A 23,565-nucleotide genomic window follows, 5' to 3' on the forward strand; every position below is an offset into this window, starting at 1 on the left:
CACGAAATTCGCAATCGGAATCTGAACCCGATGACTCGACTCCGCCGCTGGCTGCGCTGGATCTTCCTGATTGTCCTGGTCCTGGCGCTGATCGGCGCGGCCGCCGTGGGCGGTCTGTACTATGCCGTTTCCTCCAAGCTTCCCGACGTGCAGACCCTGCGCGACGTGGAAATGCAGGAGCCGATGTACGTCTATGCTGCCGACGGCAAGCTGATGGCGGTGTTCGGCGAGACCCGGCGCACCCCGATCACCATGAAGGACGTGCCCGAGAAGCTGAAACAGGCATTCCTGGCCACCGAGGATGCCCGCTTCTACGAGCATGGCGGTGTGGACTACAAGGGCATCGGCCGCGCGGTGTGGCTGCTGGCCACCACCAACGACAAGCGCGTGCCGGGTGGTTCCACCATCACCCAGCAGGTCGCCCGCCAGTTCTTCCTCAGCTCCGAGTACAGCTACACCCGCAAGCTGGCCGAGATCCTGCTGGCGCGGAAGATCGAGTCCGAGCTGAGCAAGGACGAGATCTTCGAGCTCTACCTGAACAAGAGTTTCTTCGGCAACCGCGCCTACGGCGTGGCCGCCGCCGCCGAGTTCTATTACGGCAAGAAGTTGAACGAGCTGGACCTGGACGAGATGGCCTCGCTGGCCGGCATCCCCAAGTTCCCCTCGTCGGGCAACCCGATCTCCAACCCGGAACGTGCCCGCCAGCGCCGCGACAACTATGTGCTGCAGCGAATGGCCGACCTGAAGTTCGTCAGCCAGGCCGAGGCCGACGCGGCCAAGGCCGTGCCGATGCACGCCACCGCGCATGAGCCGCCGGTGCAGGTCGATGCGCCCTACGTGGCCGAGCTGGTCCGCCAGGAAATGATCGCCCGCTTCGGCGGCGACGTGGTCAACAAGGGCTATCACGTCACCACCACCATCGACTCCACCCTGCAGACCGCCGCCAACCAGTCGGTGCGCGACGGCCTGCTGCTGTACGACCACCGCCACGGCTGGCACGGCGTGGAAAAGCAGGTGCAGCTGGGCGCCGGCGACGATACCGCCGCCCTCGCCGAGCACCTGCGCGGCATGTTCGGCCAGGCCGGCCTGCTGCCGGCGATCGTCGCCAGCACCGGTGCCGACGGCAGCGCCACCGTGGTGCTCGCCAACCGCACCGAGATCGTGCTGCCGGCCGGTGCTGCCAAGTGGACCAACAAGACCCCGGGCAAGCTGGTGCAGCGCGGTGACATCGTGCGCGTGCGCGCCGGTGCCAAGGAAGGTGAGTGGCTGCTGGACCAGATCCCGCGCGGCCAGTCCGCGCTGGTCTCGCTGGACGCCCACAACGGCGCGTTGAAGGCGCTGGTGGGTGGCTTCAGCTTCTCCGGCAACAAGTTCAACCGCGCCACCCAGGCCCGTCGCCAGCCGGGTTCGAGCTTCAAGCCGTTCGTCTATGCGGCCGCCTTCGACAAGGGCTACAACCCGGCCTCGATCGTGCTCGACGCCCCGGTCGTGTTCCGCGACCGCCGCGGCAAGACCTGGGCCCCGCAGAACGACGGCGGCGGCTTCCGCGGCCCGATGCGTCTGCGCGAAGCGCTGGTGCAGTCGCGCAACCTGGTGTCGGTACGCCTGCTGGATGGCATGGGCGTGGACTACGCACGCAAGTACATCAGTGAGTTTGGCTTTGCCGAATCGGAGCTGCCGCCGAACCTGTCGATGTCGCTGGGTACCGCCTCGCTGACCCCGCTGTCGGTGGCGCGTGGCTACGCCGTGTTCGCCAACGGCGGCTCGCGCGTGGACACCTGGCTGATCGACCAGGTCAACGACCGCGACGGCAACCTGGTGTTCAAGGAAAACCCGGCGCTGGCCTGCCGCGACTGCGCCGGCAGCAGCGACCAGCCGGTCAACCAGGTGGTGGACGGCTTCAACTTCGGCGCCCCGGCCCCGAAGGTGGACCCGGCCGCTGCGGCCAAGGCCGAAGCCAAGGTCGAAACCCCGGCGGCACCGGCCAACCCGGATGCCCGCACCGCCCCGCGCGCGATCGATGCCCGCACCGCCTACCAGCTGGTGTCGATGATGCGCGACGTGGTCCAGCGCGGTACCGGCGTCCAGGCCAAGGTGCTCGGCCGCGAGGACGTGGGCGGCAAGACCGGCTCCACCAACGACCACCGCGATGCCTGGTTCTCCGGCTTCGGCGGGCCGTACGTGACCACCGTGTGGGTGGGCCGCGACGACTTCCGCTCGCTGGGTTACCGCGAATACGGTGGCAAGGCCGCCCTGCCGATCTGGATCGACTACATGCGCACCGCGCTGAAGGACACCCCGATCGCGCAGAACGACCCGCCCAGCGGCATGGTCCAGGCCACCCTCAACGGCGCCACCGAGTGGGTGAAGGTGGAAGACATGGACCGCCTGACCGACTACGACCTGAACCTCAATACGCCGCAGGCCGACGCCGCCGCGTTCGATATCTTCTGAGGAAGGGTGCGGTGGGTGCCAACCGTGGGTTGGCACCGATGCGGCCCTGGTAGAGGCCAACCCTGGTCGGCACCTACCAAAGCGTTGGTGGGTGCCAACCGTGGGTTGGCATCGATGCTGCCCCTGGTAGCCGCCAACCTTGGTTGGCGCCCCGTGCCGACCAAGGTCGACACCTACCAAAGCGTTGGTGGGTGCCATCCGTGGGTTGGCATCGATGCTGCCCCTGGTAGCCGCCAACCTTGGTTGGCGCCTCGTGCCGACCAAGGTCGGCACCTACCAAAGCGTTGGTGGGTGCCAACCGTGGGTTGGCATCGATGCTGCCCCTGGTAGCCGCCAACCTTGGTTGGCGCCCCGTGCCGACCAAGGTCGGCACCTACCAAAGCGTTGGTGGGTGCCAACCGTGGGTTGGCACCGATGCGGCCCTGGTAGAGGCCAGCCGTTGGTTGGTGCCTCCGTGAAATACCCACGCAGATGTCACATCCGTGCGCTAGTCTGTAGCCAGGTCGCAACAGGGAGTCATCGCATGCATCGCGCCCGTCAGCATGCTGCCAGCCAGACCCGCGAGCGGCGCCACCGCCTCGCCCACGAAGCCGCCCGCCTGATGGCCGAAGGCGGCATCCGCGACTACCACCAGGCCAAGTTGAAGGCCGCCAGCCGGCTCGGCATCCACGATGATGCCTCCCTTCCCCGCAATACCGAGATCGAGGACGCCCTGCGCGAGTACCAGCGGCTGTTCTCCGGGCCCCAGCATGGCAACGAACTGCAGCGCCGCCGCGAAGCCGCGATGCGCGCGCTGGAGTTCCTGCACGGCTTCGCCCCGCGCCTGGCCGGTCCCGTGCTGGACGGCACCGCCGACGCCAACAGCCCCGTGCAGCTGCACCTGCACAGCGACGACCCGGAGGCCGTGCACCGCTTCCTGGACGAACACGGCATTCCTGCCGAGTCGCGGACGCGCCGCCTGCGCATGGACCGCGAACGCTGCCTGGACGTGCCGGTGTGGGTGTTCAGTGCCGAAGAGCTGACCTTCGACCTCGCCGTGCTGCCCTACGACGCCCTGCGCCAGGCGCCGCTGTCACCGGTGGATGAGAAGCCGATGCGGCGCGCGTCGGTGGCGCAGCTGCGGCAGGTGCTGGCCGAAGCGGAGATCACCGCGTACATCGGCGGGTGACGGTAGCTACGGTCTCTTGGTGGGTGCGGACCGTTGGTCCGCGCTCGCCTTTGGTAGGTGCGGACCGTTGGTCCGCACGGTCCTTCAGGCGTCCGGATACCTGACCGAAGAGCAGTCGAGCCTGGCTCAAGCCCGCCTACCGCAGCTCATGCGGCTCCTTGGCATCACCAGTCAGCAGGCGTGCCAGCCACGGCGCACCCGCGCGCCGTGGATACTCCATCATCATCCGGGCGTGCATGTCCTGCAGGTCAGCCAACAGCCAGGTCTGGTTGTAGACGTCGCCGAACGTGTCGGACCAGGCCGTCTGTATCCGCGCGCGCTCCCCCCCGTTGAGGTTGGGCATCCTGTCCAGCGGCACCTCCAGCACCGGCGCCAGCGCCTCGTTGATGGCCGTGTTCTCCGTCTCCGCAGCCCGGAGGAGCGACAGCCGATGCTTCAGCTGCCAGCACGGGTACGGGAAGCAGCTGCCCGTGGCCTCGATGTACGCCGCCATGTCGGCCAGCATGTGAGCTTTCAGCTGCCACACCATCGAACTGTCCAGCAGCTCCCGCACCCGCATCGTGCGCAGCGTACCGGCCCGGACTTCTTCCGGCGTAGTGAACGGCTCGCCGGGTGTGGTTCCGCCATGCTGCACCAGCACGATGCGATGGATCGCCTCGCCGGTGATGTTCTCCACGCGCAGCGCTGCCACCTCCGGATGCACGCGCGGCGGCGGGACGCTCACCACCCGCCAGTGGTACCAGAGCACCAGCACCATGCCGGTCAGGCACAACAGGGTGAACAGGACCCAGCTGTCCAGATTGCGGGTGTAGTAGAAGTACCGCGCCCGCCACAGATAGAACGTGCGGTAGCTGACGAACCGGCTTACCCAACCATACATTGCCATCTCCTCGGCAAGGACCCCGGCGCGACGGGGTGGATTACGCGCGTCACGCCAGGGCTCCATGGCTTACCAGCCGATGCCCACACCGACGCCCATGCTGCGCTCACCGCTGTTGGTGAACGCACCATTGAGGCTGAAGGTGGCCGAGCCCTTCTCGTTGAGCACGCGCTGGTAGCCCACCGCCATGGCCGACTCACCCTCGCTGTAGCCCACGCCCGCACCGAGGCGGTTGTAGGTGGCCAGGCCGGCGGTGTTCATCGCCATCGCGCTCTGTGCACTGCTCATCGCCGCCATGCGGTTGAAGCGCTTGTCCATCTTGTCCAGGCGGCGCTCGAAGTTGCTGATCGCACCATCGGTGTACTCGTTGGCACGGGCCAGCATCTTCTCCAGTTCAGCGGTGTCGACCTGCGGCTTCGGCGAGTCGTCCTTGTTGGCCTTCGGCTGCGGCGTGGGCCTATCACCCTCGCCTACCGAGGCAACCTGCTGGGAGCCCTTGCCTTCCGGTACCACAGGAGTTTCCTCCGCCTGCGGCTTCGGCACCGAGGACGACGCCAGTGCGCGCGGTGCCGGGGCATCGTCGATGCGCTGCTCCAGCCCATCCATGCGGCCATTGAGCTGCTGCTGCATCGAATGCAGCTGGCCACCGTTGACCGCATCACGGCTGCCGGCCGCGATCAGGCCGTTGGCCACGTTGGAGATGACCATGCCATTAGCACCGGCGAGGATGAGCTGGTTGACACCGTCGGCGCGGACCGAGGGAGCGTCCTGGAAGACGGAGCGGAGCTGGGTTTCGACCTGGTTCACGCGCGAGGTGTTGGTGACGACCGCACCATCCAGCGCCTCCAGCGCACCATTCAACGTGGACTGCGTCTGGCCCTGGACGTTGAAGCGCGGGCCGACGATGTTGCCGTTGGCATCCACCTCGCCGCCAAGGGCGGAGAGCGCACCGCGCAGCTGGCCGACGGTGGCGGCGTTGTGGTTGGCGGTGCCGTTGGCGATGTTTACGAGGCGGCGCTTCATACCGACGCCCCCAAATGATGCAACTTCCGCCTCGTTTGCGTAAGAACCCGTACCGAGTGCCAGCGACCGATCCGCACCAGCTTCCACCCTGGCGGCCGCACCGATCGCCACACCTCCACGCGCACCGCCAGCGTCCCCGCCGACAAGTGCGCCGGCTCCCATTGCGAACCCACTCTCGGAATCCACAGAGACAGTTGAGCCTCTACCGATAGCAGTGGAGTTCTTCCCCATCGCCTCTGCAAACGTGCCTACCGCAGTTCCCCCGTCCAGTCCCGTCTTTGCTGAATTTCCGACCGCGACCCCTGCCACACCCGCTTCTGCGCGTTCACTAAAGGGGGCTGACCCGATACTCACAAACTGCGCAGCACCCTCAAGTTCCGAAATACGGCTATTGGTCTCATACAGCTGACTGCCGCGCACAACGTCCGAACTGTCAGCCGAAAGCTTCGCCTCGGCCACTCCAGTCAAACGCGCACCACCGTAGTCGATGACACTTGCATCCAACCCTCGCATTGCCTGCTGCCCCATCTCCCGCTCCTTGCGCATCGCGTCCAGATCATTCCGATTCTGCGAGATCTTCTGCTCTGCGGCGTACAGCTGGTTGCCTGTTACGGCATCACGGCTTCCTGGGGCCACCCGGCCATCGGCAAGATTGGTCAACACCACGCCGTTCACGCCATTCAGCGCGATCTGGCTCATGCCGTCGGCGCGGGCCGAAGGTGAATCCTGGAAAATCGAACTGAGCTGATCTTCCACCTTGTCCGCGCGACGGCTGGCGGTGATGACGGCGCCATCGAGTGCCATCAGCGCATCTTCGACGGTGCTCTGCGTTCCGCCCTGCACCGTGTAGGTCGGGGCGAGGATGTTGCCACTGCCGTCCATGCCTGCGCCGCCGCCGAGGGTGGCGAGGGAATCCTTGAGCTGGGAGACAGTGGTGGCGTTGTGGTCGGCGGTGCCGCGGGCGATGTTTACAAGGCGGCGCTGGATGCCAACGCCGCCAAATGACGCAACTCCTTCTTCATCTGCCAGGGAACCGTTTCCAAGTGCCAGGGAGCCATGAGCTCCGCCTTCAACTCTTGCGGCAGCACCAATCGCGATACCTTCATTCGCACCGCCCACGCCTCCACCGACCTGTGCACCGACTCCCATTGCAAATCCATTCGCAGAGTCCACAGAGACAGTCGCCGCTCTACCAATTGCGGTCGAGTTCTTTCCCATGGCCTCTGCAAATGTCCCTACCGCAGTTCCCCCCTCCAGTCCCGTCTTTGCTGAGTTCCCCACCGCAACGCCTGCCGCACCCGCTTCTGCGCGCTCACTGAAGGGCGCCGAGCCTATACTCACAAACTGCGCGACATCCTCAAGATCTGAGACGCGTGAATTGGTTGAATGCAGCTGCTTACCAGACACAGCCTCGGCACTGCTTGCGCTCAAGAGCCCATCTGCAACACCACTGATCTTCCGATTGGCATTCGCGCCGTTGCGCACATCCAAGATCGTGCCACTGTTCTTCTCGCCCAAACGCACACTCCCAGACGCAGATACCTGCGCAACAAGCCCACCCAGCGCCGCTGTCTCGGCCAGCGCCGTGGCTGCATCCGTCTTCGCCACGGCAGCTTCCTTGCCCGCAGTCCTGGCAATGTCCTCCACCGTCGTCACCTTGTCATTGGTGGCATTGAGCTGCCTGCCGTTGACGGCCTCATCGCTGCTGGCGCTGACCGCACCATCGGCCACGCCGATCAGCGTCCGATTCGCGTTCGCGCTGTTACGCACATCCAGCACGGTGCCGCTGTTCTTCTGTCCCAGGCGAACACTCTCATTGACAGCTGTCTGGTTGACAAGGCCACCCAGCACCACCGTTTCGGCCAGCGCCTTGCCCGATTCCACCTTTGCGTCGTTGGCGGTGGTCCTCGCTCCGTCAGCTGCTGTCTGGGCCTTGGTCACGGCCTGGTTGGTGGCATGAAGCTGGTTGCCGGTGATGGCATCGGTACTGCCGGCGCCCACCACACCATCGGCGATGTACTGGATCTTCCGCTTCCTGCTGGCGCTGCCAACCGATACCGAATTGGCCGAGGCGGTCACCGCACCTGCACCCAAGGCAACGGCGTTCTCATGCGTGGCCTGAGCGCGGTCACCCAATGCCACGGAGCTGGTATTCGTTGCCTTGGCCAGATTGCCCAGCGCACTGGCGAACTGTGCCGTCGCTTCGCTACCGCGACCCAGTGCCGTTGTCTGGGTGGCGCTGGCTTTGCTCAGATAGCCAACCGCAGTGCCATGCTCTGCCTCGGCCTTGGCGTCGCCGCCGACGGCAATGGAGAAGTTGCCGCTTGCATTTGCACGGAAGCCCGTTGCAACCGCACCGTTTGCGCTGCGGGTTCCGGCGCCGACCGAGACACCCGCGTTCTGGTTGGCTACCTTGTTGCCGTCCGCATCCACGCCAGAACGCGCGTCGTCGCCCAGCGCCACGCTGCGGCCGTTGTACGCTTTTGCGTTGTTGCCGAGTGCGGTGCTGATGCCGTAGCTGCCATTCTCTGCGGTGGCGCCTCTGCCCAAAGCCAAGGTCGTTGCATCGATGCGGTTCGTGGCGGCCTGCGCGATGGTCCGTACCGCTGCCACCTCCACTTTCGCAGCATCTGCGGTCTTCTCAACAGTCCCCAGCTTGGTGTTGGTGGCATGAAGCTGCTTGCCAGACACTGCCTCAGTGCTGGTTGTGCTCAGCGTTGCGTCTGCCACTCCTGTGACTTTGCGATTGGCATTTGCGCTGTTGCGGACATCCAGCACCGTGCCAGTGTTGCTGCCGCCCAGGCGGACATTCTCAGACGCGGAGGCTTGACTCAACAGCCCACTCAGCGTGTTCGCCTTGCTCAGCGCATTGTCGGCATTGGTTCTGGCCGTATTGGCCGTGGTCTGGGCCGCACCTGCAACGGAATAAGCTGAATCTGCGCGACTACGTGCGGCACTCACCGCCTGATTCGTGTCGTACAGCTGACCACCGGTCACCGCATCTGCGCTACCGGAGGACACACCACCTGGTGCAACGTTTACGATCCGCCGCTTCATGCTGCTACTTCCCACTGAGACCGTATTGCCAGCATTGGCTACGGAGTTGGCCCCAATGGCGACCGAATTTGCCGAAGTTGCAGACGCCCCACTCCCGATTGCGACAGTGTTCTCGCCTTGCGCTTTTGAGCCATTTCCCACCGCTGTAGCACCGATGTAATCGGCAAATGCGTTGGTTCCGACAGCGAGGTTGTGCCCCCCATTACCTCCCGTTTTTGCATTCTCCCCAATAGCAATGCTATCCACATCTTGGGTTGTAGCGTGATAGCCAAACGCAACACTATTTCGCTTCCCGATAGTGGCACCCTGCCCGAAGGCAAATGAATAACTCCCATTTATCCGAGACCCCGCACCGATCGCCATCGAGTTCTCAACCCCCGGGCCAAGATCGGCATATCCTATTGACATGCGCGGATTCCAATGTCCCATGAACGGAAGGCAGTCTCGATAAACAGCGCCATCCGTAGGCGAACATCCGAAATCGTGACCAGCGCTCGCGTTCCCGGTAGCGCCTCCCATCGCCAGGAGAGTCAATAGCGCCGCCTTTCGCCGATCACGCAGGGAACCCGTCCTTTTACCCCTAGCGGTGGCCGATTCGCTCGCCACAACCCAGCATTGCTTTGCGTGATTCCAGATACGGCGATAGATTCTGTTCATTCTTTTTTCCTTAACAGGACAAGGGAAATGAAGCCCCGCGCTTGCGCGGGGCGATAGAAGGTCAGGCGCTCGGCGCCAGGGTCGTTACGTGATCGCGATAGCTGTCGTTCGACAGTCGGTACTGCAACTGCAGGGTGCTGCCCGGCTTGAGCTGGAATGGCAAGGTCAGCGCAGCGTCGGGGTAGAGACTTCTGGACAGCTCAAGCGGCGTGCACACGCCACCGGCGCTGCACTCGGCAGCACCGGTGATGCCCACACGCAACGTGCCGGTGTTGCGCAGGGTGTTGCCCTGCAGTTGCAGATCCACGCTGCCTTTGGCGGGCACTACGTTCACCAGCGCACCCCAGACCAGGCTTACGCCGACGTTGGCCTGCGCCGCCTGTTCATCGCCTTCCAGGATCGTGCCGTCGGGACCTTTCACCCCCTCGAAGTAGATGCGGTAGGCCGCCTCCTTCTCGACGGTCCGCAGCGGGATTACCCGGATCAGGCGATTGCCACCACCGCTGAGTGCGAACTTGCCAGGCGTGATGGCAATCGCCGCATCGGCAGCTTCCACTTCGATCTCTTCCTCATCCACCTGTGCCGGGTTGGTGATGCGCAGCAGGCGTGCCTGCACGTATTGCGGCTGGGTGGATTGCGAGTACACGCGGATCTTCGTGCCGTGCTTGGCATCCACCGTTGCGCGCATCGGATGAATGGATAGATTGGCCTGTGCCGGCGGGGCCAGCAGTGCGCTCAACGGCAACAGGCAGAACAGCAGCTTCTTCATGATGAGCCTCCGTGGGGATCAGGGTTTGGCGGTCGGCACGCGCAGCTCTACCGTCAGCTCGCCCTCGTAGAGACCGGGGCGTTTGCTGGCGATGGGCGTGGGCGGTGTTTCCAGCGTCAGTGGCGTGGGTACGCAGTACACCGGTTGGCTGATGCCCGGCAGCAGCACCATGCGCAGTTGTGCGCTGTCGATGCCGCGCAGCAACTGTTCTTCGCCGTGCTTCATTGCCAGCAGATTGCCGCCGTAGTTCAGGCCGACCTGGTAGTCGAGGCGCTGGGTGTCATCGCTGCCTCCGTCCTGATGCCAAACCGCAAAGTCGCGCCCCGGCGGTGGGCGTGGCCCGCTGTCGCGCACGGTGACACCGAGGAATTCGCTCTGCGAACCCACCCCGTCGTAGAGGCACATGTCCACGTCCTTGCGCCCGGCGACGACCTTGCGGATGGGGTCGTAGCGCAGGTCCATGTTGACCAGGGGTGCAACGCCATCGAAGCCGGGGAAGTAGATCGAGATGGCGTCGTAGTCGGTGACGGTGAAGTCGAAGTTGAAGGTGGCTGTTGCAACCGGTGCGGCGGCTGGGTCGGTCTTGATGTTCAGGCGCATCGTTGCCTTCCAGTGGCCGGCAACGAGCCTCGCAAGCTCATATGCTGGAATAGTCAGAGCAGCACCTGTGCCGACTGGTTCGTCCGATACACATTGGTACCAGAACGCTTCATTCAGAATGCGCTTCTGATCGTCCCAGTAATCGATATTGCAACGAGGACCCGACATAACCCGCAACACGCTTCCTACCGCACGAACTTCCGTACGCAGGCCGGTCCTAAGATCAACGAGACGCAACGCTATCTCAGTTGTTCCCACTGACATTTTCGGCTCACTTTCCGTCGGGCACTTCCCAAACTCACTATCAGAAGCAGACCCACAAACCACATGGATCTGCCCATACTTCAGCGCCAGGTCGTGACTGAACCCCAACACCGTCCGCGGTGCCCACAACTCCACATCCCCCGGCACCGCCGAGCGATCCCACGACATCACGATGTCCCTGCTCTGATCCGTCGGGTGCGTTTCCGGCGGCCACTGCGCCCACGCCCTCGGCGCCAGCGCCACCAGCGCACACACCAGCATCAACACCAACAACACACGCCGGTTCATGGCGTTCCTCCTGCAGCAGCGGTCTGGGGCGTGGCGGCAATCAACGCGCGTTCCTGCAGCAGGCGGGTAACGCGGGCCTGCTGGCGTATCTGCGGCGGCAGCTGGGCCACGGCCAGCGGCTCGCAGTGCACGGCGCCGACCAGCAGCACCACCTGGCGGCGCTCGCGCACCTGCAGCGGGCAGTGCAGCAGGCGGTCGTCCTGCAGCAGGTACAGCGTTGTCTCGCGACGCGGGAAATCGGCGACGAAGCCACCGTTGGCGCTGGTGCCGGGCACCGGCGCGTTGAGGATGCGGGCGCCACCCAGCGGCGCTCCGGCAAGATCCTTGGCGTTGCCGATGAAGGTGTAGGTCACCTCGATCGGCACCGGCATGCGCATCAGCCGCCCGGGGCTGAGGAACATTGGGCGTGCACCGCCCACGCCGGTCACGCGGATGGCGGCGATGCTGTCCAGCGTGCTGGCATCCTGCACTTCGGCACGGTGCGACTGGTACGACGACAACGGCAGCAACCGGCGCTCGCCAATCTGCAGGCGTTGCCGGCGCAGGCCGCCCACCTGCAGTTCGGCCGCCACGCCACGCAGGTCGACGTCGTCGGTGTCGGCCACCTGTACGGCCAGGCCGGCATCGGCGCCGTTGCTGCCGCTCCAGTAGAAGCCGCGCTTGCCCAGCGCGAAGCCGGAGCTGTGCATGCCGCTGTAGGCGGTCTCGCTACGGCCGCGCTGCTGGTAGTGCGCCAGCGTGGCGCCGCTCTGGCCGAGGCTGTTCTGCAGCTGGCCGCTGAGCGTGGCGCTGTAGCGGTCGCTGTTGTTGGCACGCAGTTCGGCCGACAGCTCGCGGTACTGCGCGTCCACGTCTTGGCGCAGGCTGTGGCCGACGCTGTAGTTGATGTCCGGGCGCTGGTGCTGCGGCTGGCGCACGTCCACGCTGTAGCGGCGCTGGCCGCTGCCGACGGTGCCGCGCAGCAGGCGGGTCAGGCTCAGGTTGAAGTAGATGCCGCGATCACGTTGATCATTGCCGCGCAGGCTGTCGCTGGCGCGCTGCTGCCACACACCCACGCGCGTGGAGACACTGAAATCCTGCCAGCGATGGCTGCGGCTGAAGCTGGCCTGCCAGGTGCGGCTGAGCTGCGGCTCGCGGCGCGGTTGCCATGGCGGCGGCGGTGGCAGCAGCGGGTCCAGCCCGGCCAGCGGGTCGTCTTCCGCACCGGGCAGGACACGCCCGGCGCGCCAGGTCTGGCGCCGCGTGTAGCCCACATAGGCACTGCCACCGGCCAGCGGCAGCGCCATCGAGGCGGTGAGCGAGTTGGTGCAGCCCAGCTGGTCGCGCGCGTCGGCCTCGAACTGGCAGGCCTTGCCGCGCATGCGCTGCTGGTAGATGTTCCAGGACGCAGTGCGGCGGTACGACAGCTGGTACTGCTGGCCGGTGCTGCCATCGTTGCCGCGCATGCCGCCGAAGCTGGCGCGCAGTTCCTGGGTGGCGTACAGGCGGCGCAGGTCCACGCGCAGTTCGCCGTAGCGGAAGCCGCCGAGGTCGGCGGCACCGGCCACCACCGCCACGTCCCGGCCCAGCGGCACGCGCATGCCGGCCACCGCCACGCGTTCACCATCGAAGCGATCACTACGGCGCTCGTTGCGCTTGCCGCCCTGCACGAACCACTGCCACTGGCTGTTGGTCCAGTCGCCGCCCTTGTCGAACGGCGCGTCTTCGCTGCGCACCAGCACGCCGTCTTCGTAGATGCGCAGGGTGACGTTGTAGTTGCCGAACGGGAAGTTACGGGTGTCGATCTGGTTGATGCCGGCCTGCAGGTAGGAGGTCTGCAGCAGCCGCGTGCCATCGTAGGCATCGACGCGTGCGTCGCGCGCCAGCAGCACGGTCAGAGGCGTGGCCTGCACGGCGGCATCGGCGTCCACATAGGCGTGGGTGGTACCCACGCGCAGGCCCTGCAGCCGGTCCAGCGGCAGCATGCTGAAACTGAAGGTGCCGCCCTGCGGGCTGGATAGATTGCGGCGGTCCATGCGCCCGGCCTGCAGGTAGTGCGCCTGCCCCAGGTCGTGGCGGTAATAGACGTTGTCGAACTCGAACGCGCTGTCACTGCCGCGGCTGCGGTAGCGCTGCTGGTTGAAGTTCCATTCGGCGGAGACATGCCCGCGATCGAACAGGCCCAGCACGCCGGTGCCACGCGCGGACAGCGTCTGGTAGTCGCGGCTGCCACTCACGTTGATCACCTGCTGGTGCAGGAAGGCGTTCTCGGCGTTGGCGCTGACTGTGTGGAAGCGCGCGGCGGCCGGTTTGCCGGGAATCCACTGGCGGGCGACGAACAGGCGCAACGCGCCCTCGCCTTCGTCGTACAGCGCGCGCACGGCGGCGGGGTCGTCCGGTGGATCGAGATAGCCGCAGCCGGCGGTGGCGCCACCGAAGCGGCAGGCCAGATGGCTGTTGCGCGGCATGGGTTGCGAGAGCGCCGGCAACAGCGCGGCCTGTGCTTCGGCGGGCAGGTCCAGCGCCTGCAGCACGCTTGCGGGATCTTCCAGCTGTACGTGCTCCAGGGTCACGCGCACCGGCGACAGCCCGGCCGAGCGGCCGAACAGCTGGATGTCGAGTTGTTCGGTCTGGCCTTCGACCAGATCCTCGAAGCCGGGCGGGACGCCGCGCGCGGCCACCAGCGGCGTTGCCAGCGCCAGGGCGAGCGCGACCGCCAGCCGGGTGATGGCGGGGGCGTGTGATGTCATGGGGGTACCACTGGAGAAACAGCCGGCCCGCAGTACGGGCCGGCACTGGGGAAGCCTTCGATCAGGGCTTCTGGCTCAGCACGATGTTGACGACGCCCGAGTAGCGCCCTTGGGTCGTAAGCGGCGCCGGTGCGGTCTGGGCGATGACCAGCGGCATCGAGATCGAGGCGCCCGGGGTCGAACCGGCACCGGTGAACAGATCGGCTGCCTTGAATTCGACAGCAGTGAGGCCCAGTGCGCGGTTGTTGAGGCTGACCGTCATCGGCACGGTGATCTTGCCGTCACCATTGGCCAGCACGAATGCACCGCCAATCTTGGCTTCGATATCGGCGGTGTCATCGTTGGAGTGGATGCGCACGTGCTGGGTGTCCGGAATCAGGCCACGCAACGGATCGTGGGTCAGGGTGACGGCGTCCGGCAGCGCGCTGCCGTCATCACGCAGCAGTGCCAGGGTCGGGTCGACATCGGCGTAGACGGAGATCTTGGTTTCCACGGCATGCGCGGACAGCGAAGCCGTGGCCAGCGCTGCAGCGAGCGCGGCCTTCTTGATAATGGCGTGCATGGGTTGTCTCTCTCGGACAAGGGGGAATATGAAAGCTCCCCTCCCCAAGGAGAAAAGGGAGGGAAGCGCCGCCCGCGGGGATGGGTGCGGGCGACGGAGAGAATGTTAGAAACCCCTTGCTGTGCAGACCATTCAAGCTTTCCTAAAACACTGAACGTTAAGGAGAATCCTTGAGGGGGTTCAATGTTTGAGGGTTATGCAATTCCCCTCATTTGTGGAATGCAATAAACCTCATTGCATTTCCTTTGTAGAGTCGACTGTTAGTCGGCTGCTCTTCTGATACGCGTTTGGCGCGTGAGTCGAGCGTGGCTCGACTCACGCCATGTCGCTACCGCAAGCGAGCCTCAACCCGCAGGCACCACGGTAACGCGGTCAACATCAATGTCGGTCGGCTTGAACCGATGCGTGTCGACCTTGCCACGCAACTCGACCACGGTATCGGCGCCGACGGCCTGCGGCGGCATGTCTTCGTCGTCGATCTCCACTTCGATCTGGCCGCTCGCATCGCGGAACTGATAGCGCTCGTGACCGAGCTTGGCGACGAGGTTGCCACGCAGCACCACCGGATGGTCATCGCGCTGGGCACGCGCGTCGTTTACTGTACTGACAGCGGTTCCTGCGCCTGGGCCGGTGTACTGGGCAAATGCGTGCGGGCTCAGCAGAGCCAGCGGCGTGGCGATGAGGGCAATGGCAAGCAGTCGGTTCATGGTGTTCTCCTTGGCTGAGTAAGTGCCCTCAGGTTCTATCGCCTCGGATGTGATGCCTATGAAATAGATCCGAAAAGATGTGAAAGCGACATTCAGTGTCAGAAGGCATTCAGATCTTGAAGCGGGCTCTACAGCGATCACTCGGGGATCGTGCGGACCAACGGTCCGCACCCACCATCCGTCGAACACGATCAGGACAAAAAAACGCCCCGCGGATGCGGGGCGTTCTCGGCACAACCTACGCGGGGCGATCAGCCCTGGTAGTCGCGCACGTCGCTGCCGGTGTAGACCTGGCGCGGGCGGCCGATTTTCATTTCCGGATCGACCTGCTGTTCCAGCCAATGCGAGACCCAGCCGGAGGTACGGCCCAGGGCGAACATGACCGTGAACATTTCGGTCGGGATCTGCAGCGCCTTGTAGATGATGCCGCTGTAGAAATCGACGTTCGGGTACAGCTTGCGGGCGACGAAGTACTCGTCCTGCAGCGCGGCCTGTTCCAGCTTCACGGCCACGTCCAGCAGCGGGTCCTGCACGCCCAGCTGCTTGAGTACCTTGCTGGTCATCTCGCCGATGACCTTGGCGCGCGGGTCGAAGTTCTTGTAGACGCGGTGGCCGAAGCCCATCAGGCGGAAGCCGGAGGTCTTGTCCTTGGCCTTGACCACGGCGGACTCGACATTGTCGGCGCTGCCGATCTCTTCCAGCATCTTCAGCACGGCTTCGTTGGCACCGCCGTGGGCCGGACCCCACAGCGCGGTGACGCCAGCGGCGACCGACGCGTACGGGTTGGCACCGGTCGAGCCGACCAGGCGCACGGTCGAGGTCGAGGCGTTCTGCTCGTGGTCGGCATGCAGGATGAACAGCAGGTCCAGCGCCTTGACCACGTCCGGGTTCAGATCGTACTGGCCATCAGCCGACTCGAAGGTCTGCTTCAGGAAGCGGCTGACGTAGTCCAGCGAGGTGTCCGGCTTGTTGGCCGGCAGGCCCTTGCCGTGGCGGTAGATCAGCGCCGACAGGGTCGGCACCTTGGCGATCAGGCGCACGGCGGCCTGGCGGCGCTGTTCGGCGTCGGACAGGTCCAGCGAGTCGTGATAGATGGCCGACAGCTGCGCGATCGCGGCAGCCAGGATGGCCATCGGGTGGGCATCCTTGGCGAAGCTGCCGATCAGGGTGTTGATCGAATCATCGACGTTGGCTTCGGCGGTCAGCTCATCGGTGAAGGCCTTCAGCTGCTCGGCGCTCGGGCGCTCGCCGTTGATCAGCAGGTAGGCCACTTCGACGTAGCTCGACTTTTCCGACAGCTGTTCGATCGGGTAGCCGCGGTACAGCAGCACGCCCTTGTCGCCGTCGATGTAGGTGATGGCGGACTTGCAGCTGGCCGTCGCGGTGAAGCCGGAATCGTAGGTGAAGAACCCCGTTTCCTTGGTCAGCTTCGCGATGTCGACGCAGTCGTTGCCAAGGGTGGGTTTGATGACGGGCAGAACGACCGACTTATCGCCGGCGTTGAGCGTGACCTGATCAAGATCGGACACTGTGTGCGCTCCTTCATGGGAAGGCGCCTGCCCAAGCGCATTGGTCAGGCACGTGAATGACGTCCACGACCTGTGTCGTGGATCACGCCATTATCGCACAGCAGCATTTGCCCGGCGCTAGACAGAAGTCGTAGACGGCAGGCGGCCAGAACCCGGCCAGCAAGCGGCCCGGATCGGCAAAAGCGTTGTCATACGAACGCAGTGTTCCGTCCATCCAAACGCCCGTTGGGTAGGCGTTGGGGAAAAACAAACGGCCGCGCAGAGCGCGGCCGTCGGTTCGAAGCGGGATCGACAGATCAGCGCGCGTAGCGCTTCTGGAACTTGTCGATACGGCCCGAGGTGTCGATGACCTTGTGCTTGCCCGTGTAGAACGGGTGCGAAGCAGAGGAAATTTCAACCTTGACCAGCGGGTATTCGTTGCCGTCTTCCCACTGGATGGTTTCCTTCGTGCCCATGGTCGAGCGGGTCAGGAACTTGAAATCGGAGGTGACGTCATGGAAGACGACGTCGCGGTAGTTCGGATGGATATCGGCCTTCATGGGCTCACACCGTAAATGGGCTGGTGGTCAAGAGCGGCATTATAAGCACCGGTTGCCGCCCGGGGCAACCGGTGCCGGTCGATCGGCTTCAGTCCGCGCCCAGGGCCTGGCGTACCAGGGCCTCGAAACGCTGCTGGTCGTAGGCCATCAGCAGATCGCAGTTGTCCGGCTGGCCGGTCTGGCGGTTCCAGTCGACGATGGTGGCGCCGCGGCTGAACGTGCCGTTCAGCTCCACGTTCAGCGGCCGCGATTCGACCCGCAACTGCCCTTCCGGGTTCAGCGCCCACGCCATGGCGACCGCGTCGGCGGTGTACCAGCGCCCGCCTTTGCTGTCTTCGGACAGGCCACGGGTCTTGCGCGAGATCAGCTCGTAGAAGCGGGCACGATCGGAGTCGGCCTGCAGCCACTTCTCGGCTTCTTCCAGCGGCAGGCCGTGGGCGACGGTGGCCTCCCAGTCCGACACCAGCAGGTGCTTGAACGAGGTGAACACCACGTGCGCGGCTTCCGGATCGAAGGCGATGTTGAATTCGGCCGCCGGCGTGATGTTGCCGTGGCAGGTGACCGCTCCGCCCATCACCACGATGCGCTTGATGCGCTGGGGCAGGGTCGGGTCCAGCTTCAGGGCCAGCGCCAGGTTGGTCAGCGGGCCAAGCATCACCAGCATCAGGTCGCCGGCATGCTCGTGCGACAGGCGCAGGATGGCCAGCGCAGCGTGTTCGGCTTCAGCCTGGCGGCTCGGCGGCGGCAGATCCACGTCACCATAGCCGTCACGGCCGTGCACGTGGGCAGCGTCGACGGAGGGATGCAGCAGCGGATCCGGGCTTCCGGCAAACACCGGCACGTCGGCGCGGCCGACGATGTCGCAGAGCTTGAGGGCGTTGCGGACGGTGTACTGCAGGCCGACATTGCCAGCGGCGATGGTCAGGGCGACCACGTCATGCCGCTCATCGGCAAAGGCCATCAGCAGGGCCAGGGCGTCGTCCACACCGGGGTCGGTGTCGATCAACAGGGGGATCTTGTGGGTCATCGTTGCCGTCTTCAGATCGGCAACGAAGTGTGGACCGGGATGATGACCGTTGCAAGTACGGGGATTGGGGTTCGGCAGGGCTGCGCCCTGCACCCGCAGAAGCCGGAGCAACGGCAAGAGCAAAAGCTGGCTATCCGTGGGATGGCGGGGTGGGTCCGATGGCGGGGGACGGCGTGAATACATCCATGTAGCCTCGGTCGCGCCATCCATGGCGCTCACGCCCCCGCCACCGGACCCACCCCGCCTTCGACAATTTCCCGCGGTCTGTCGGAACGGCGTTCTGCTCTGGTAGGTGTCGACCTTGGTCGACACATCCACGGATTGATCGAAAAGGCTCTCTGTAGAGTCGAGCCATGCTCGACTCACGCGCGCAGCGTGGATGTGTGGACCAAGGACCACACCCACCAAGGCAGCATTACGCCGAGGCGTAGCGCACGGCGGTGCCGATCCAGCGCTGCACCACGCGGTCGGCCAGCGCGGGTTGCTGGTCCAGCAGGCGCTCGGCCAGCGCGTGCACGCCGGGCAGCAGGCCGGCGTCGCGGGCCAGGTCGGCAATGCGGAAACCGGCCAGGCCGGTCTGGCGCGTACCCAGCAGTTCACCCGGGCCACGCAGCTCCAGATCCTTCTCGGCGATGACGAAACCATCGTTGGTTTCGCGCATGGTCTGCAGGCGCTCGCGCGCCATCTGCGAGAGCGGCGCCTGGTACAGCAGCACGCAGCGTGATACCGCCGAACCACGGCCGACGCGGCCGCGCAGCTGGTGCAGCTGGGCCAGGCCGAGGCGCTCGGCGTTCTCGATCACCATCAACGAGGCATTCGGCACGTCCACGCCCACTTCGATGACGGTGGTGGCGACCAGCAGGTCGATGTCGCCGGCCTTGAACGCCACCATCGTCGCCAGCTTCTCGGCGGCCTTCAGGCGGCCGTGCACCAGCCCAACGCGCACGCCCGGCAGCAGCGCCTGCAGCGATTCGAAGGTGGCCTGCGCGGGCGTTGCATCCAGCTCCTCGCTTTCCTCGATGAGCGTGCACACCCAGTACACCTGCCGCCCCTCCTGGCAGGCCAGCGCAATGCGCTCGATCAGCTCCGGGCGGCGGTCATTGTTGAGTGCGACGGTCTGCACCGGCGTGCGGCCTGGCGGCAGTTCGTCGATGGCCGAGACATCCAGATCCGCGTATTCGGACATCGCCAGCGTGCGCGGAATCGGCGTGGCAGTCATCACCAGCTGGTGCGGCACGCTGTTGCCGCCCGCGCCCTTGTCGCGCAGCGCCAGCCGCTGGTGCACGCCGAAGCGGTGCTGCTCATCGACGATGGCCAGGGCCAGATCCTGGAATACAACCGCTTCCTGCATCAGTGCATGGGTACCGACCACCACCTGCGCTTCGCCGTTGGCGACCTGCTCCATCACCTTCGCGCGCGCCTTGCCGGTGACCTTGCCGGCCAGCCAGGCGATACGCACGCCGAGCGGTTCCAGCCAGCCGCGCAGGTTGTTGAGATGTTGCTCGGCCAGCAGTTCGGTGGGGGCGGCCAATGCGACCTGCTTGCCCTGCTCCACCGCCAGCATCGCCGCCAGTGCGGCAACCACGGTCTTGCCGGAGCCGACGTCGCCCTGCACCAGCCGCAGCATCGGGCTGGGGCGCGCGAGGTCTTCACGGATCTGCTTGAACACACGCGCCTGTGCGCCGGTCAGGGCGAACGGCAGCTGTTTCAGCAGCGCCTTGGCCAGTTTGCCGGGGCCGGCCAGCGGCGGCGCATGGTGCGCCTGCAAGGCAATGCGCTGGCGACGCAGGCTGAGGTGATGGGCCAGCAGTTCTTCCATCGCCAGGCGACGCTGCGCCGGGTGCGTGCCTGCTGCCAGGGCGGCCAGATCGGCATCCGGCGGCGGCCGGTGCACGGTCAGCAACGCACTGCGCAGCGACGGCAGGCCGAGGCCATCCAGCCAGCCGCTGGGCAGCAGTTCCAGCGCGCTTTCCTCGGGCAGGCGATCCAGGGCCTGGCCGATCAGCTTGCGCATCGTCATCGGGCCCACGCCTTCGACGGTGGGATACACCGGGTCGAGGCGGTCGCCAAGTTCGGGATCGTCGTTGCGGCCCAGCACCTGGTAGCTGGGATGGACGATTTCCAGGCCGAGGTGGCCCGGCTTGGGGGTGCCGAAGCAGCGCAGCCGGTTGCCGACCGCGAACTGGCCGACCTGCTGCTGGCGGAAATGGAAGAAGCGCAGCACCAGGGTGCCCTGCCCTTCGTCCTCCACCGCGACCTTCAGCATCGGCCGGTAACGCATGCCGCGCTCGACCGCGACCACCCGCCCTTCCACCTGCGCCGGCACGCCGTTGCGCAGGTCTTCGATGCGGGTCAGCCGGGTCCGGTCTTCATAGCGCAGCGGCAGGTGAAGCCAGAGATCCTGCAGGGTGGCTAGGCCACGCGCCTGCAGTTTGGCGGCCACGGCCGGGCCCACGCCCGCAAGCATCGCCAGGGATGCTTCGCCGGACGGTGACAGGACCGGGGTGACCGCCGCCTTGCGTGCCACGTGGCGGTCAGTCGATGACCATCACCGCGTCGACCTCGAAGTTGGCGCCCTTCGGCAGGCCGGAGACTTCGATGGTGGAACGGGCCGGGTACGGGGCCTGGAAATAGTCCTGCATGACCGCGTTGACCTTGGCGAACTCGCCCAGGTCGGTCAGGTACAGGCCCAGACGCACGACCTTGTCCAGCGAGCCGCCCGCGGCTTCGGCCACGGCCTTGAGGTTGTCGAAGGCGCGACGGGCCTGTGCTTCGACGTCACCAGCGCCGACGACGTCGCCGGTAGCCGGGTCGAGCGGGATCTGGCCTGAGAAGTACACGGTGTTGCCGGCGCGCACGGCCTGCGAGTACGGGCCGATCGCGGCGGGGGCCTTTTCGGTGTTGATGATCTGGCGGGACATGGGTCGCTCCGGTGCTTGGGGGAAAACAGAGCGGTGATTGTACCGGGTGGGGGCGGTATCGGCTGGGGTCGGATCCGTTTCCCGGTGGGAAATGGATCCGACCCCATGCGTCGTGTGCGCGGGACATCATCCACGCATGGCGTGGATCTACTGGCGGCGTACCGACTGCACGACCGACAGGCGACGCAGGCGGCGCATCACTTCAGCCAGGTGGTTGCGGTCGCGTACCTGGATGTTGAACGCCAGCACCGCGGCGTTGAAGTCGCGGTCCAGGTAGTCCACGCGCTCGATGTTGGAGTGGCTTTGGGCGATGGCGGCGGCCAGCTGCGCCAGCACGCCGGTGCCGTTCTCCACTTCCACCACCAGCGAGGTGTCGTAGTCGCCGGAGACGGTGGTGTCCCAGCCGATCGGCACCCAGCGCTCGGGTGACTTGCGCAGCTCGGCCAGGTTCGGGCAGTCCATGCGGTGCACCACGATGCCCTTGCCGGCGGTGTGGTAGCCCATGATCTCGTCGCCCGGAATCGGCTGGCAGCAGCCGGCGAAGGTGACCACGCCACGCTCGCTGCCGTTGATCAGGATCTTTTCCTGCGAATGGTGGCGCGAATGCGGGCCGCCACGCAGTTCGGCGTAGGCCATCAGCGCCTGCGCGGCCTGGGTCGGCATCCAGTTGCCCAGTGCGACCTCGGCCAGCAGCGCCTCCAGGCGCGGGAAGCGGTGTTCGGCCAGGAACGCATCCAGGCGCCCCTTCGGCAGCCGCTCCAGCGACGAATCCATCGCTTCCAGCGCACGGTCGAGCATGCGATGGCCCAGCTGCACGGCATCTTCGTGCTCCAGCTGCTTGAGCTGGTGGCGGATGGCAGTGCGTGCCTTGCTGGTGACCACGAATTCCAGCCACTGCGGCTTCGGCGTGGCCGAGCGCGCGGTGATGATCTCCACCGACTGGCCCGACACCAGCTTGGTGCGCAGTGGCACCAGTTTCTTGTCCACGCGCGAAGCCACCGCCATGTTGCCGACGTCGGTATGCACGGCATAGGCGAAATCGAGCGCGGTGGAGTTGCGCGGCAGGGCCAGGATCTTGCCCTTCGGGGTGAACAGATAGACCTCGTCCGGGAACAGGTCGACCTTGACGTTGTCGAGGAACTCCAGCGAGGAACCGGCGGCGCGCTGCGAGTCGATCAGCTCGACGATCCAGGCGTGGGCGCGGCTCTGCGCGCTGTTGGGTGAATCGCCACCGAACTTGTAGGTCCAGTGCGCGGCCACGCCACGTTCGGCGATCAGGTCCATTTCCTCGGTACGGATCTGCACTTCAATCGGCGAACCATACGGCCCGAACAGCACGGTGTGCAGCGACTGGTAACCGTTGGCCTTGGGAATGGCGATGAAGTCGCGGAAGCGGCCATCCAGCGGCTTGAAGGTGGCATGCACCGAACCCAGCGCGTGGTAGCAGCTGGGCACGCTGCGCACGACCAGGCGGAAGCCGAACACATCCATCACCTGGTCGAAGGATTTGTTCTCGTCGCGCATCTTGTTGTAGATGCTCCACGGGGTCTTGATGCGGCTGATCAGCCGATGCTCGATCCCCTCCTTGGCCAGGCGCTGCGACAGCTGCACTTCCACCTGTGCCATCGCTTCGCGGCGCACCACCGGCTGGCTGCGGATGTGTTTCTCGATGATGGCGTGGCGCCACGGGTACAGCGCCTTGAAACCGAGATTCTGCAGTTCGCTCTTGACCAGGCTCATGCCCAGGCGCTGGGCGATGGGCGCGTAGATCTCCAGCGTCTCGCGGGCGATGCGGCCACGTGCCTCGCGGCTCTGCGCGCCCAGCGTGCGCATGTTGTGCAGGCGATCGGCCAGCTTGATCATGATCACACGCAGGTCGCGCGACATCGCCAGCAGCATCTTGCGGAAGCTCTCGGCGGCCGCCTCCTGGCGGTCGCGGAACTTCAGCTTGTCCAGCTTGGTGACGCCGTCGACCAGTTCGGCCACGGCTTCGCCGAACTCGGCGGCCAATGCCTCGCGGGTCAGCGGCGTGTCTTCGATGGTGTCGTGCAGGATCGCGGCGATCAGCGCTTCCACGTCCAGGCCGAGCTCGGCCAGCACCTGGGCCACGGCCACCGGATGGGTGATATAGGGCTCGCCCGACTTGCGCGTCTGCCCAGCGTGCGCGGAGGCTCCGACTTCCCAGGCACGGCGCAACAGCGGCAGCTGTTCCGGCGGCAGGTAATGGGCGGCGCGTTCAAGCTGGAGGACGTAGTCGGGTACGGCGGCAGTGGGGGCTGCGGCGACCTTGGCAGTGGGGCCTGGGTTCATGCCCGCAGCCTATTCCAGCGCGACGTTTACGGCAAATCCTGAATGCGAAACAGCCCGCACGGGGCGGGCTGTTCGGCATAT

At 65.6% G+C, this 23,565-nt stretch carries 15 protein-coding genes; 2 read left to right on the forward strand and 13 right to left on the reverse strand.

The window, feature by feature from the left end:
• Positions 1 to 30 precede the first annotated feature (30 nt).
• On the forward strand, positions 31 to 2,454 hold the full coding sequence (locus CCR98_RS16850; protein WP_087923502.1) for a penicillin-binding protein 1A: 2,424 nt from the start codon (positions 31 to 33) through the stop codon (positions 2,452 to 2,454).
• 523 nt (positions 2,455 to 2,977) lie between these two features.
• Positions 2,978 to 3,622, forward strand: a complete 645-nt coding sequence (locus tag CCR98_RS16855; RefSeq protein ID WP_012511978.1) for a hypothetical protein — start codon at positions 2,978 to 2,980, stop codon at positions 3,620 to 3,622.
• Positions 3,623 to 3,758: 136 nt separating this feature from the next.
• On the opposite strand, the gene CCR98_RS16860 is transcribed toward CCR98_RS16855, so the two are convergent.
• The 13 genes from CCR98_RS16860 to CCR98_RS16920 all read right to left on the reverse strand — a co-directional run bounded on the left by CCR98_RS16860 (position 3,759) and on the right by CCR98_RS16920 (position 23,484).
• Positions 3,759 to 4,502: a hypothetical protein gene (locus CCR98_RS16860; protein WP_087923503.1), complete on the reverse strand. Its 744-nt coding sequence runs from the start codon at positions 4,500 to 4,502 to the stop codon at positions 3,759 to 3,761.
• Positions 4,503 to 4,571: 69 nt separating this feature from the next.
• A complete protein-coding gene (locus tag CCR98_RS16865) occupies positions 4,572 to 9,239 on the reverse strand; it encodes an ESPR-type extended signal peptide-containing protein (RefSeq protein WP_087923504.1) in 4,668 nt (1,555 codons plus the stop codon).
• Between the two features lie 61 nt (positions 9,240 to 9,300).
• Entirely contained in the window at positions 9,301 to 10,008 is a 708-nt protein-coding gene (locus tag CCR98_RS16870) for a pilus assembly protein (protein ID WP_087923505.1), read from the reverse strand.
• 18 nt (positions 10,009 to 10,026) lie between these two features.
• Positions 10,027 to 11,160 (reverse strand): CfaE/CblD family pilus tip adhesin, encoded by a 1,134-nt coding sequence (locus CCR98_RS16875; protein WP_087923506.1) that lies wholly within the window; start codon positions 11,158 to 11,160, stop codon positions 10,027 to 10,029.
• On the reverse strand, positions 11,157 to 13,889 hold the full coding sequence (locus tag CCR98_RS16880; protein WP_087923507.1) for a TcfC E-set like domain-containing protein: 2,733 nt from the start codon (positions 13,887 to 13,889) through the stop codon (positions 11,157 to 11,159). The genes CCR98_RS16875 and CCR98_RS16880 overlap by 4 nt, the downstream gene beginning before the upstream one ends.
• Before the next feature lie 61 nt (positions 13,890 to 13,950).
• A complete protein-coding gene (locus CCR98_RS16885) occupies positions 13,951 to 14,451 on the reverse strand; it encodes a CS1 type fimbrial major subunit (RefSeq protein ID WP_087923508.1) in 501 nt (166 codons plus the stop codon).
• A 344-nt stretch (positions 14,452 to 14,795) separates the two neighbouring features.
• Positions 14,796 to 15,158: a NirD/YgiW/YdeI family stress tolerance protein gene (locus CCR98_RS16890; protein WP_087923509.1), complete on the reverse strand. Its 363-nt coding sequence runs from the start codon at positions 15,156 to 15,158 to the stop codon at positions 14,796 to 14,798.
• Positions 15,159 to 15,409: 251 nt separating this feature from the next.
• Positions 15,410 to 16,687 carry a citrate synthase gene (locus tag CCR98_RS16895; protein ID WP_014038331.1) on the reverse strand — a complete coding sequence of 426 codons (1,278 nt, stop codon included), beginning with the start codon at positions 16,685 to 16,687 and terminating at the stop codon, positions 15,410 to 15,412.
• Between the two features lie 296 nt (positions 16,688 to 16,983).
• Positions 16,984 to 17,226 (reverse strand): type B 50S ribosomal protein L31, encoded by a 243-nt coding sequence (locus CCR98_RS16900; RefSeq protein ID WP_005418951.1) that lies wholly within the window; start codon positions 17,224 to 17,226, stop codon positions 16,984 to 16,986.
• Between the two features lie 88 nt (positions 17,227 to 17,314).
• Positions 17,315 to 18,253 carry a nucleoside hydrolase gene (locus CCR98_RS16905; protein ID WP_087923510.1) on the reverse strand — a complete coding sequence of 313 codons (939 nt, stop codon included), beginning with the start codon at positions 18,251 to 18,253 and terminating at the stop codon, positions 17,315 to 17,317.
• A gap of 415 nt (positions 18,254 to 18,668) precedes the next feature.
• Positions 18,669 to 20,780 carry an ATP-dependent DNA helicase RecG gene (gene recG / locus CCR98_RS16910; RefSeq protein ID WP_087923511.1) on the reverse strand — a complete coding sequence of 704 codons (2,112 nt, stop codon included), beginning with the start codon at positions 20,778 to 20,780 and terminating at the stop codon, positions 18,669 to 18,671.
• A gap of 7 nt (positions 20,781 to 20,787) precedes the next feature.
• Entirely contained in the window at positions 20,788 to 21,174 is a 387-nt protein-coding gene (locus tag CCR98_RS16915; protein ID WP_049461736.1) for a RidA family protein, read from the reverse strand.
• Positions 21,175 to 21,321: 147 nt separating this feature from the next.
• Entirely contained in the window at positions 21,322 to 23,484 is a 2,163-nt protein-coding gene (locus CCR98_RS16920) for a bifunctional (p)ppGpp synthetase/guanosine-3',5'-bis(diphosphate) 3'-pyrophosphohydrolase (protein ID WP_005418955.1), read from the reverse strand.
• Positions 23,485 to 23,565: the final 81 nt, after the last annotated feature.

Source organism: Stenotrophomonas sp. WZN-1 (assembly GCF_002192255.1).
Taxonomy (GTDB): Bacteria; Pseudomonadota; Gammaproteobacteria; order Xanthomonadales; family Xanthomonadaceae; genus Stenotrophomonas.